This window comes from Mesorhizobium sp., assembly GCF_017306585.1.
GTDB lineage: Bacteria > Pseudomonadota > Alphaproteobacteria > Rhizobiales > Rhizobiaceae > Mesorhizobium.
The window spans coordinates 1-12319 of record NZ_JAFKIC010000154.1 but is presented as its reverse complement, the minus strand read 5'-3'; the positions used below and the strand labels follow the sequence as shown (position 1 = coordinate 12319).

General features: G+C 63.0%; 9 protein-coding genes and 1 pseudogene. 3 read left to right on the top strand and 7 right to left on the bottom strand.

Annotation, left to right across the window (positions count from 1 at the left end; genetic code table 11):
- Window positions 1-14 precede the first annotated feature (14 nt).
- The 4 genes from J0I79_RS17500 to J0I79_RS17485 are packed head-to-tail and all read right to left on the bottom strand — an operon-like array spanning window position 15 to window position 3632.
- On the bottom strand, window positions 15-836 hold the full coding sequence (locus J0I79_RS17500; RefSeq protein ID WP_292861256.1) for a phosphatase PAP2 family protein: 822 nt from the start codon (window positions 834-836) through the stop codon (window positions 15-17).
- A 30-nt stretch (window positions 837-866) separates the two neighbouring features.
- Window positions 867-2516 carry a glycosyltransferase family 39 protein gene (locus J0I79_RS17495; protein ID WP_292861254.1) on the bottom strand — a complete coding sequence of 550 codons (1650 nt, stop codon included), beginning with the start codon at window positions 2514-2516 and terminating at the stop codon, window positions 867-869.
- A gap of 56 nt (window positions 2517-2572) precedes the next feature.
- Entirely contained in the window at window positions 2573-2905 is a 333-nt protein-coding gene (locus J0I79_RS17490; protein WP_292861251.1) for a lipid-A-disaccharide synthase N-terminal domain-containing protein, read from the bottom strand.
- The gene (locus tag J0I79_RS17485; RefSeq protein ID WP_292861248.1) at window positions 2898-3632 is read right to left on the bottom strand and encodes a glycosyltransferase family 2 protein; all 735 of its coding nucleotides are present in this window, start codon (window positions 3630-3632) and stop codon (window positions 2898-2900) included. Before J0I79_RS17485 ends, J0I79_RS17490 begins: the two co-directional genes overlap by 8 nt.
- 366 nt (window positions 3633-3998) lie before the next feature.
- On the opposite strand from J0I79_RS17485, the gene tyrS reads away from it, so the two are divergent.
- Window positions 3999-5252 carry a tyrosine--tRNA ligase gene (gene tyrS, locus J0I79_RS17480; RefSeq protein WP_292861245.1) on the top strand — a complete coding sequence of 418 codons (1254 nt, stop codon included), beginning with the start codon at window positions 3999-4001 and terminating at the stop codon, window positions 5250-5252.
- 6 nt (window positions 5253-5258) lie between these two features.
- Here the strand turns inward: tyrS and J0I79_RS17475 are convergent, their stop codons facing one another.
- Window positions 5259-8639: a DUF3971 domain-containing protein gene (locus J0I79_RS17475; RefSeq protein WP_292861242.1), complete on the bottom strand. Its 3381-nt coding sequence runs from the start codon at window positions 8637-8639 to the stop codon at window positions 5259-5261.
- Between the two features lie 95 nt (window positions 8640-8734).
- Between J0I79_RS17475 and J0I79_RS17470 the strand changes: the two genes are divergently transcribed.
- Window positions 8735-9202, top strand: a complete 468-nt coding sequence (locus J0I79_RS17470) for a peroxiredoxin (RefSeq protein WP_292861239.1) — start codon at window positions 8735-8737, stop codon at window positions 9200-9202.
- Between the two features lie 53 nt (window positions 9203-9255).
- Here the strand turns inward: J0I79_RS17470 and J0I79_RS17465 are convergent, their stop codons facing one another.
- Window positions 9256-10398, bottom strand: a complete 1143-nt coding sequence (locus J0I79_RS17465) for a GNAT family N-acetyltransferase (protein ID WP_292861236.1) — start codon at window positions 10396-10398, stop codon at window positions 9256-9258.
- Window positions 10395-11390: a sterol desaturase family protein gene (locus tag J0I79_RS17460; protein WP_292861233.1), complete on the bottom strand. Its 996-nt coding sequence runs from the start codon at window positions 11388-11390 to the stop codon at window positions 10395-10397. The genes J0I79_RS17465 and J0I79_RS17460 overlap by 4 nt, the downstream gene beginning before the upstream one ends.
- A gap of 311 nt (window positions 11391-11701) precedes the next feature.
- Between J0I79_RS17460 and J0I79_RS17455 the strand changes: the two are divergent.
- A pseudogene (locus J0I79_RS17455) lies at window positions 11702-12319 on the top strand (hypothetical protein); the annotation flags it as partial.

Here is a 12319-nt window from a genome sequence, read left to right as displayed (position 1 = left end):
GATCCGGCGCCGACCTATTCCCGGGGAGCAATCAAGCGGAATGACGCCTTGCGGAGAGGCAGGCCGGCTCGTGTCGGGCGGAAGATGAAGCCGAGCCGAGCAAAGACCAGCCCGCATGCCAATGCAAAGGCGCAACCGAGGCCGAAGCCGGCGACAGTATCGCTGGGATAGTGAGCGCCGACGAAGACCCTGGTCGAGGCGATGCAGGCGGTGACCAGCAGGGCTATAGACCAGCGACGCGGGAACAGAAGCAGCAGGATGCCGAACACCGCGCCCATCGTCGTGGCATGGCCGGAAGGAAAGCCGGCAAAGCGCGCGTCGAAGGCGAAGGGGTGCAACGCAAGCACGCCGAAGTCATCGAAATAGAGCGGCCGGGCGCGCCCGATGGCATATTTCAGGATGTTGACCAGCAGCCCGGACAGGCCGACGGCGCTGAGCACGAGGAATGCGAGGCAGGTCCAGTTGTAGACGAGCATCAGCGAGCGCCGCGAAAGGCTTCGCCAATCGGTGAGGTTGGCGGCGACGAGCAGAAGCGCTGCCGGAATGAGATACCAGCCGCCGAGGGCGAACTGGGTCAGGAACTCGGCGAGCCTGGCCACGCCTGGCGACCATTGGCCGTGCGCCATGCCCGCCGGCGTATCGAGGCGGACAAAGGCAGCTCCCGTCAGGAAGATCCAGACCAGCACCCACGCCCACCATGAGACGTTGGGATAGCGCGCCGGTCGAACGGCAAAACGCTGCCTTGCGATGCGCAGCGTGTCGCGAAAATTATCCAGGGATCGCCGCCCTATCCCGAGCAGCGAACCGTAAACCGGAGGGCGCGATCTCACGAGCATTGGAAACTCGATCCTGTCATCGACCAGCCGTCATTGGTTCACACGATAAAGGCCGAGCGACAGCTTGTCTCCCGACGAATAGTTGAGGCCGTCGATTTCGGCGAGGCGCTTGGCCGCTTTGTCGCGCACCGACAGCATGCCATTGAGCTTCTGTTCGTCCTCGAGCGGTACGAGCGCCAAGGCGCAGGCCGGGTCGGCGAGCAGATGTTCCGCCACACCGCCAAGGCTGGTGAGCATCGTCTTCGTTCCCACAAGGAACACCAGGCTCGGCTCCTGATACCGCGATGAAGCAAGGACCGTCGTGTCGCATGGCTTGTTGGCAAGCACAGCCTGCTTGATGGCGGGGCTCAGCCACATCGGCTTAAGGGACGGCGCAATAATCCCGAACAGCAAGGCATAGGTAACGCCGGCACAAACCGCGACGGCGCCGATGCGATGCAGCGGGACCTGCAACTGGCGCGAAAAGGCGAAATAGCCGGCGCCAAGTGCCGCGACGGCGGCCGGAATGCTCCACCAGGAGAACGCATGGGTCAGGTATATCGGCGCGCCGATGCAGACCGCCGCGAGACCGAGGCTGACCACGACCAGTCCGAAAGCGGTCGCCCACCACAGCCATTGCTGCCAGCGCCTGAGCGGCGCATTGGCATCCTGCGGCTGCAACGTCAGCAGCCAGCCGATCAGCAGCGCCACGGCGGGATAGGCCGGCAGGACGTAGTGCGGCAGTTTCGTCGGAATGAGTTCGAAGACCAGCCAGAAAGGAATGTACCAGGCAAGGCAGAAGCGCAGCCTCGGATCGTCGCGCAGGCGGTTGATGGCCTGCAGGCCGGCGCCGACCGCGATCAGGCCGAACGGCCACATGAACAGCGAATAGGTCAACATGTAGAAGCCGGGCGGCAGGCCGTGTGACTCCTCGCCCGACGCGACCTTGCCCAGCATGTCCTTGCCGACAGCCTGCTGCAGGAAGGCGCCGTGGCTCTTCCAGGTGATCGCGGCGAGCCAGGGCAGAGCGATGATGACGACCAGCAAGAGGCCGCGCCCGACCTTGAGCTTCGACAGCCAGCGCCCGTCGCGTTCGAAGGCGAAGAGAGTAAGGATGGTCAACGCCGAGAGCAGCGGCGCGATCGGCCCCTTGATCAGGATCGCCGCCCCTTGCGCGATCCAGAATATCCACCAGAGATGGCCACCGACGGGTTCGTTGCGGCGCGCCGCCAGGTAGATCTGCGCCAGCGCGCCTTGCGCAGCCACGCAGCAGGCGAGCAGCATCGCATCGGTCTTGGCGTCGCGGCCCTCGAAAGCGGTGGCGAAGATCGCCGCCACCACCAGACCGGCGGCGATGCCGGCATTGGCACCGAAAAGATTGGTTCCCGTCCACGCGATCGCCAGCACGGCGATAGCAATACCGAGGGCGGAGATCGTGCGATAAACCCAGATCGGCGCCTCGGCGCCCTGCCCGCTCAACGTCACGGCCGCCGATTGCAGCCAGTAGATGCCGATCGGTTTCTGGTAACGCGATGTCTCCTGGAAGCGGATGTCGACATAATCGCCGCTCTCGACCATCTGCTTGGTGGCCTGGACGAAACGCGGCTCGTCGCGGTCGAGAGGGGGCATGGATGCCAGCCCCGAAACCGTCATCACCAGGCTGAACAGGAAAAGGAGGATATAGTTCCTGTTCAACGCCATGCCTCAGCCTCGCCGATCATTTTTCCCGATACGCCCAAGTCCTCACGCGCCGAATGTCAATCAACCTTGCTCATCGCCGCCTTGCGCTCATTGGCGATCAGCCAGAGATTCCTGATGTAGATGAACATGCCCATTGCCTGGCCGGCGATGAACACCGGGTCCTGGCGCTGGATCGCATAGATCAGGAGCAGGCCGCCGCCGAACAGGGAGAAGAACCAGAAGGCTACCGGCACCACGCTGCGCTTGGCCTTCTCGGAGGCCAGCCACTGGACGACGAAGCGCATGGTGAAGAAGAACTGTGCGATGAAGCCGAGCAGAACCCAGGCGTCGAATTGCTTGATGAAGACCTGATGAAGCCAGGTCCCCAATTCCTGAAGCACATTAACCACGCTTGATTTCCTCTACTTTTGGCATCCTGCGGCGCCTGCGGCGCAGCCACCAGACGCCGCCGAGATCGAGTGCGCCCTGCAGCCCGCGGTCGAAAATGCCGTAGTTCGACTTGCCGTGCCGGCGCGAGCGGTCGACGACGTCGCAATGCACGACGCGGTAGCCTTCCTGGATGACCAGGGCCGGGACGAAGCGATGGGTGCCGTCGAAGAACGGCAGCTTGCGCAGGATATCGGTGTGGACCGCCTTCAGACCGCAGCCGGTATCCCGCGTCTCGTCATGCAGGATGGCGTTGCGCAGCCAGTTGGCGAAACGCGACGCCAGTTGCTTGACCTTGCTGTCGCGGCGCTTCAGGCGCTGGCCCTGCGCGGCGCCGAAATCCGGACCGGCCTGGCGCAGGGCGTCGACCAGCACCGGAATATACTGGGGATCGTTCTGGCCGTCGCCGTCGATGGTGGCGACGATGCCGCCGCGTGCCGCCCAGGCGCCCGAACGGACCGACAGGCTCTGGCCGGCGGATTTCTGGTGCCGCAACTCACGCACCGGAAAGGACCGAAGTGTTGCCTGCTGGGCAAGAACACCGGCTGTGTCGTCGGTCGAACCGTCATTGACAATGATCAGTTCGAAGTCGCGTCCAGCCATCGCGGCCTCGATCTCGTCGATCAGCAGCGGCAGGTTTGCCGCCTCGTTCCTGCAAGGAATGACGATGGATATCAATGCGTCCGGCATTTCGCGTAGGGGCTCTGTCGTCGATATGGCATTCGTGGATGCCGTGCGGTGCCGCTCTAGGTCGTGGGCTGCAAGAACCTTGTGGCGAAGGGCCTCATTACGCCAGCCGAACCGATGAAGCAAGCATGGGGGAACTGGGGAACTGAGAATGGGGAACTGGGGAACTGGGGAACTGGGGAACTGGGGAACTGGGGAACTGGGGAACTGGGGAACTGGGGAACTGGGGAACTGGGGAACTGGCCATTTCTCCAATTCCTCAATTCGTCAATTCGTCAATTCCACTTTTGCTGACCGCGCTCGGATGCTAAACGCGCCCGTTCATAGATGCCCGCGCCTTGGCGGCCGGACGCTTTCGGGAAAGAAAACATGTCTGCCTTCAAATCCGATTTCCTGCGCACGATGAGCGAGCGCGGTTTCATCCACCAGACTTCGGATGATGCCGGCCTCGACAAGCTTTTCGCGACGGAGACGGTGACGGCCTATATCGGCTTCGACGCGACCGCCAAAAGCCTGCACGCCGGCTCGCTGATCCAGATCATGATGCTGCACTGGCTGCAGCAGACCGGGCATCGGCCGATCGCGCTGATGGGTGGCGGCACCTCGATGATCGGCGATCCGTCGTTCAAGGACGAGGCGCGCAAGCTGCTGACCCCGCAGGATATCGAGGACAATCTCGTCGGCATCCGCCGCAACTTCGCGCCTTACCTCAAATTCGGGGGCGGGCCGAACGATGCCGTCATGGTCAACAATGCCGACTGGCTGATGGAGATCAAATACGTCAATTTCCTGCGCGATGTCGGTCGTCACTTTTCCGTCAACCGCATGCTTGCCTTCGATTCCGTGAAGTTGAGGCTTGATCGCGAGCAGTCGCTGTCGTTCCTCGAATTCAACTACATGATCCTGCAGGCCTATGATTTCGTCGAGCTCTACAAGCGGCTCGGCTGCCGCCTGCAGATGGGCGGCTCCGACCAGTGGGGCAACATCGTCAACGGCATCGATCTCGGCCGCCGGATGGAGGACGCGCAGCTCTACGCGCTGACGACGCCGCTGCTGACCACCTCGTCGGGCGCCAAGATGGGCAAGTCGGCCTCGGGCGCGGTCTGGCTCGATGCGGAGATGCTGAGCCCCTATGAGTTCTGGCAGTACTGGCGCAACACCGAGGATGCCGATGTCGGCCGCTTCCTGAAGCTCTACACGACGCTGCCGCTGGACGAGGTCGCCCGCCTCGCGCAACTCGGCGGGTCCGAGATCAACGAGGCCAAGAAGGTGCTGGCGACCGAAATCACCGCCCTGCTGCATGGCCGCCCGGCCGCCGAACAGGCCAGCGACACCGCGCGCAAGACGTTCGAGGAAGGCGCGCTTGCCGAGTCGCTGCCGACCGTCGAGGTCGAAAGCGCCAAGCTGGAAGCTGGCATAGGCATCCTGTCGCTGCTGGTCACAGCGGGGCTGGCATCCTCAAATGGCGAAGCCCGGCGGCACGTCCAGGGCGGCGCCGTGCGCCTGAACGATCAACCAGTCGGCGACGACCGGCGCACGGTCACGCCTCAGGATCTGAGTCCGGAAAACGTCGTAAAGCTTTCACTGGGCAGGAAAAAACACGTGCTGGTGAGGCCGGCCTGAGGCTGCTCACCTGTACTCGAAGATCGACCTGAATATTCCCGGCGCGATCACCGAGAGCGGGTTGATGTCGAGCACCGGCTTGTTGGCATTGCCCCGCAGCCGGTAGGTCACGCCGATCAGGCCGCGGTCGCGGCCATTGCCCAGCAGGGCGCCGACGATCGGCAGTTCGCCGAAGATGCGGTTGAGGCCATAGACCGGCATGAAGGTGCCGGTCATGTCCATATTGTTGTTCTGGTCATAGAGGATGCCCTGGAACGTCGTGCCGATGCGCGGCCCGCGCAGCACGCCATTGGCCAGCTTCAGGTAGCCGCCGCCCTTCTCGATCTCGGCGTAACCGCGCTCGAACTTGACGCGCGACGTGTCGAGAGAACCCTTGACCGCCTGGTTGAGGCTGCGGTTATCGCCGGCCGGCGTGGTCGAGACGATGGAAGCCAGTTTCGGTTCGTTGACGACGAAGAAGTTGCTGGTATCGACCTTGCCCTTCATCGGCCCGTCGCTGGCTCCGGTCATCGCCAGCGTGATCGACCCGCCCTCCATGTGCTCATAGACATTGAGGAACCGCAGTATCGCGCCCGCGTCCGCCGACTGCACATTGAGCGAGCGCCGGCCGTCGCCAGTGGTGTTGCTGATCGCTATGGCCGCGCCCGAACTCGCCGTGGCGCTGACCTTCAACCCGTTCACCCGGGAGCCGGCCGCGCTGTAGTCGAGCTTCAGGTTGGACAGTTGCTCGTCATGGAAGCCGGTGAGCTGTTCAACATCGGCGCTGACGGAAATATTGTCTGTCCCCGTCGTCTTGGTCGCGGTGTCCACATCGGATGTGAACTGCTTGATAAGCGAGCGCGCGTCGAGCGCATTGCCCGAAATGTTGACGGCATAGCCCTTGCCCGACCGCTTCACCGAAATCGCGACATCGTCCCCCCTGTTCAAGGTGACCTTGCTGAATTTGGCCGAGGACAGGGCGCCGTTGACCAGCACGATGCTGCCGTCGACGGAGAATGTCTTGCCGTCGAGGTCGAAGTCCGACAGCGTCGTGGTGTCACCCGATTTGGTCATGACGAAGGTGACGGTCGCGGGAACCCCTGCCCCCTTGCTCCAGCCGGCCCAGGGAATGTCCAGCCGGGCATTGGTCAGGTCGGCCGAGACATTCTGGTTGCCGCTGCCGCTCTTGTCGATCGCCACCTTGACGGTTCCGCCCAGCAGCGGGGTCAGCCCGGGCATGGCGGCAGCGCGGGTCTTGTCATCGAGCACCAGGGCAACCTTGCGGCTGCGCGGCGGCCCGTCATCGGCCAGCGGCTCGATGAGGTCGAGTTCGGCCGGAATGCCGTTCAGCGATGCCTTGGCGGAAATGACGGCCTTTTCCGGATCGACAGTGATCGAACCGTCGGCATCCGTCACGGTCTGCCCCTCGAATTGCTTGGCCAGTGAGAGGCCGGTGTAGTCGAGCGACACCAGCCAATCGAGTTTCGACGTGTCGACGCCGGACTGCAGCGGAATGTCCGCCTTGACGTGACCGGTGACGCTGCCGGAGAGGTCGTCCGGCAGGAAGCCGACATGGCGCATGGCGTTGATCGGCTCGTAGGAGGCCAGTTCGGCGACGGCCGGCGCCTCTCCTTCGACATCGATGTCAAGCGCGCCGATGACCGGCGGATGGTTCGCTTCCTTGACCGTCAGCGTGCCGTTGCTGGCCGCCACTGTCCGGCCGCTGGGCATGAACACCGTGCCGGAAGACAAGGCAATATCAACGTCATTGCCATGGAAGGCGACAACGCCGACAGCGTCGCGGATCGGTGGAATGCGGCCAGCGGTATCGAAACGCGATCCTTCGATCTGGAAGCGGCCGAAAACCTCGTTGGCCGAAAGCGGCACACCGTTGCCAAGGCGATCCGGCACCACCTGGAACTGGAGATTGGCATCGACGACGCGGCCGCCGAACAGATTGTCGAGCACCCAGAGCCGGGCATTGCGCGCCGAAAACCACGGCCAGAGCTGTTTGACGTGCGAGACCGGCATGTCGTGCACGTTGAGCGCCAGGTTGATGCCAGGGGCCTTGCCGTCGACGAACTGCACGGCAGCGGTGCCGAGCACCTCGCTCGACGGCGAGGACCGCACCGCGATCTGCTCGGCCACCAGCTTGTGGCTCCTGGTCTCGTAGACGCCGGCGAGGCGCGCCAGGAAGGTCAGCGCCGGCTCCGGCGACTCCGAGGGCGCGAGGGTCGAACCATCGCTGGTCAGGTCGTAGCGGTAGGAAGGCTCCTCGCCCGCCGCTCCCGTCGCCGGCTTGGGCCCTATCGAACCGCCGAAATCGAATGAGGACCGGCCGGTTTTCAGCAGCAGCTTGTCCACCTGGATCTTGTTGCTGCCACGGACAAGCGTGGCGTCGACATCGACGTCGGCCGGCAGTAGGCCGCGCGAGCCAAGATCGAGCACCGACCCGGTGGACGACAGGGTCGCCCTCAGGCTCGACGCGGTGACGCCGGACCCTTCCGATCCCGTCAGCTTCAAAGCGATGGCGCCAAGCCTGCCGGAGCCGGCAGTGGCACCCCCGGCATCCGCCAGATCGATGCTCGCATTCAGAGCCGTCACCCGATGCGCCGCGATATCGCGGGTGGCGGAGGCCGCAACGGTGACGATCCTGCCATCGACATCGGCCTCGGAGGAAAACTCCATGCCACTGGGGCCCGACTGAACGACCGTGGCGTTCGCGATCTTGATCAGCTTGACCGCTCCGGTTTCGGGCAGCACGAATTCGACATTGCTGAGATCGATGCGGCGCATCGAATCTTCCCGCACCGCGTCGAGCGCACGGTGGATGTTGCCGAACACCGCGTCGGACAGTTTCTCCGGATCGACAAGACCGTCCTCGTTGCGCAATTCGGCGGTCCAATCGCCGCCAGACGGCATGGTCGCGGTGACGATGCGCGCATCCGAAATCCTGGCGCTGGTCAAGCGCACCTCACCCCACAGCAGCGGCACGAGGCGGACGCCGAAACGCACGCGTCCCGCATCTGCCATGGCCTTGCCGTCGGGAGTCTTCAGGCTGACATCGCTTACCTGGAGGGCGACGAAGCTGGAGCTGTCGAGCGTGATGCGGGCAGGCCCGACCGCGACACGCACATCCATACCAGCCAGCCGCTCGATGGCGCTCTCGGCCTCGACGCGCAGCCGGTCCGATCCGATGCCGGAGAGGCCGATGAGATAGACGGCCGCCGCGGCCAGCAGCATGAGGGCGACCACGCCGGCAAAGACCCGCGAAAGAATGCGAAAACCGCGGCCGATCGAGGCCTGACCAAGCGGCGGGACGCGGCACGCGGACGGCAAGGCCCCCAGGTCGGTGATCTCATCCCGCCTGAACCTTATCTTCTCGTGCTGCGGATGCTCCTGATCCAAACTCTCTTCCGTTGTACGAATTCGCTCGTGGACGAATCCCCGGTCGACACTATATCGGTGTGGCTTCGCGCGTAACCTCAAACAAGGGCATCGATATGGCTGACCTCGTCGTGGGCGACCCCGCACCGCAATTCGACCTGCCCCGGGATGGCGGTGGTTCACTTAGCCTTGCCGCGTCCGCCGGCAAGCCCGTGGTGCTCTATTTCTATCCGCAGGACGACACAACAAGCTGCACGCAGGAAGCCATCAGCTTTTCACAGCTGAAGCCGGAATTCGAAAAGGCCGGCGCTGTCGTGATCGGCCTCTCACCCGATCCCGTCAAGAAGCATGACAAGTTCAAGTCGAAATACAACCTTACCATCGACCTCGCCGCCGACGAGGAGCGCGGGGTTATCGAGGCCTATCATCTGTGGGTCGAGAAATCGATGTATGGCCGTAAATACATGGGTGTCGAGCGCGCGACGTTCCTGATCGGCCGCGACGGCCGGATCGCCCGGATCTGGCGCAAGGTCCGGGTCAAGGGCCATGCCGAGGAAGTGCTCGAGGCCGTGCGCGCGCTTTGAGCGTGGCCCACGAACTCAATCGACAATTCTGGTCGTGCCGAAACAGGGCGTACTTACTCGTCTGACGTTTCAGCCTTGGGCTGTGGCTGCACCCGCCAGGATTTCGAAACATGGTTCACATGATCGGCCATCGCGGCGAGATGACCGCGCAAACCGCGCGCGCCGATCATCGACGACAGCGTGACCGATTGCGTGGCGAAGCGCCGCTTGAAATCCTCGCCGCCGCAGAGAAAATCGACCTTGGCAAGGCCACGGTCGAGCGACCACTGAATATAATCCATCATCAAGACCATACCCGGCGAGGCGCGCTCGTATTCGGGATCATAGGTGGTGATGAAGGCCATCATCGTGCCGTGCTGCTCGAAATTGATCGAGACGGCGATGACCTTCTCGTCCAGTTCCAGCACGAAGATCCGCAACAGCCCGAGCTCGGCCAGCACCGAAACAAGCGCTGAGAGAACCGGCGAGTCCTTGTCAAACAGATCCGAAACGCGGCCATGCCGGGCGAGCCAGAGGCGCTTCAACGCCGCGACCCGCGCAAGCAGCGGCTCGCGCGGCTCGCCCGCATCGAGCAAACGGAAACGCAGTGTCCCGCTTTCTTCCAGGAACTTGCGGCCACGACGGTAGTTCTGCCGGCCTTTCTTGGACAGCGTCTCGAACCACTCCGCACCTCGCTGCCAGGGACCCGCGACACGGTAGCTGATTTCACTGCGGTGATTGGGCCGAAGCGCCGTGCCATGGCCCGAGGCCGGGTCCAGAAGGGCATGAACACCGGCATCCGGCAGCAGACGGTTGAGATAGATGAGGTCGAAGCCGCCCTGATCAAAAATATACTGCCACAGGCGGGAGATCGCCTGCGGATCGCTGTCGGGCGCAACCAGCGCATCGCCATAGTCGCTGTGATCCTTTGCCGCCCATTCGAGCATGCGGATACCGGAGCGCCTGAAGGTAGCGAGCGCTATCACGCCGTCGAGCCGTTCGCCGTTCCAGGCAAGCCCGATCCTGAGAGTGCGCCGTTCCCGATGCGGGGTGGTGCCCCACCAGGCCGCGATCCAGTCAGGGTGCTGGAAGACGAGCCCGCCGGCACGCTGCCAGAGCGCATCCCAGGCCGGTGCGATCTCGACCAGGCGCGTCGCCGATGTCACGATTTCGAAGGTGCGTGTCCGCGGGATCGTGAGCACGAAGGGAGCGTTCATGGCCGTGTCCCCTCCGATGATCGCGAGGCCCGTAGCTTTCCTGGCCGGATACGCCTTGCAATATGCCGCCACATCCGCTTCAGCGGCATGAGATAGAGGCCGGCCAGCGACTGGTAGTCGCGCACATCGCGGTCGACCAGTCCAAACTTGAAGTCCTCGTCGGGCTTCGGCACGCACAATGTTCCGAAGAGCCGATCCCAGAACGAGAAAAGCAGCCCGAAATTCTTGTCGTAGTGGCGTGGATCGGTGCTGTGATGCAGCTGGTGCCAATGAGGACACAGTATCAAATTGTTGAGCGGGCCGAATGAGATCTTGAAATGCGTGTGCCTGACGAAATCCATCATCAGGATGTTGCGCATGACATAGACATTGACGCCAAAGACGGTCAGTTCGACCAGATTCAGCGAAATCAGCGACCAGATGCCGAAGCAGACGCCGACGATGACGCCGTCCCAGGCTCGATTCATCAGCTCGTCGAGCGGGTGGACCCGGTCCTTGGTGATCCCGACCAACACTTCGGCCGAGTGATGCACCTTGTGCAATTCCCAAAGCACGGGATAGCGATGCTGGGCAACATGATAGAGGTAATAGGAAATGTCGTAGGCGAGCAGCATGGTGATGGTGAAGATGAGCACCGTCACCGGTCCTGCCGGCCCCTCCATCAGAGGCGGCTGGAACTGGAACAGTGTCGAAATCAGCCAGTTGGTGGCGTAGCCCACCGCCGTGACGAAAACAATTCCAGCGGGCAGCATCAGGAAGGGCATCAGCGCCTTCCTGGTTACCCAGAACATCAGGTCAGCTTTCGCCGAGGGGTGGGTGATGACTTCATGCGGGACGACGAACTCGAAGAACTCTTTCCAGCTTTTCTCCTCGACCGTACGCCAATAAGCCACGAGCGCACTGACAAGGGCGGTCAGCAATAAGAGCCCGGTCGCCAGCAGACTGCTGCCCGACATCTTGTCTAGGATCTTGCCAACCAGATCGCTCAGCATCCCTTGCACCGCCATCTTCAATAAACCCCAAACCCCATCATGCCTTTAATCGAAAAACGTCAAGTAAATGCAATCGAATACGGTTAAGGAACTCTGGGCATTGATCCGCGAGCAACGGGCCGTTCTGCTGGTATTGCTGCTACCCATCGCCAATGATCTAGCGCTACGACGGCCGCTCCATCGGCTGTTTTCATGCAACCCTTTGCCCGCGCCGCGTGCACTCATCGCCGCGCATTCAATCCGGCAAGCCTTTGTTAACCCTAATAATGTGTAATCGAGCTGTCGTGGTGTCGTAACGAAAGCTTGGTCCCGTGAACGCAACCGGTCAGTCAGCGGTCTTTGGCAGGCGCAAGGAACCCCATACGGTCATCATCGCCCGCGGCAACGAAATCCGGCACTTCACGATCCGGCCCTGGCTCGCGGCATTCATCGGCTCGGCGCTGGCCGCCATTGCCATCGGTTACCTCCTGGCCACATCCTACCTCGTGCTGCGCGACGACCTGATCGGCGCGACCACGGCGCGGCAGGCACGCATGCAGCAAGCCTACGAGGACCGCATCTCGGCGCTTCGCGCACAGGTCGACCGCATCACCAGCCGGCAGTTGCTCGACCAGCAACTGATGGAGACCAAGGTCAGCGAACTGCTCGAACGCCAGACACAACTCAGCCAGCGTCACGGCCGTCTCGGCCCGCTGCTCGAACGCGCCGAAAGCGAGGTCGGAACGACGCCCGCCGATCCGGCGGCGGTCGCCAAGCCCGATAAACACGCCGAGATTACCGGCAGCATCAGCCAGCCCGCACAGACCTATGCGGTGGCTAGCCTGAGTGCCGACCTCGGCGCCGCCGACACCAGGCCGTGGCGCGATCCCAACGCCAAGCCGTTCGTGCGCATCCGCGACGTGACCAAGAAGTTCGGCGACGTGGTGGCC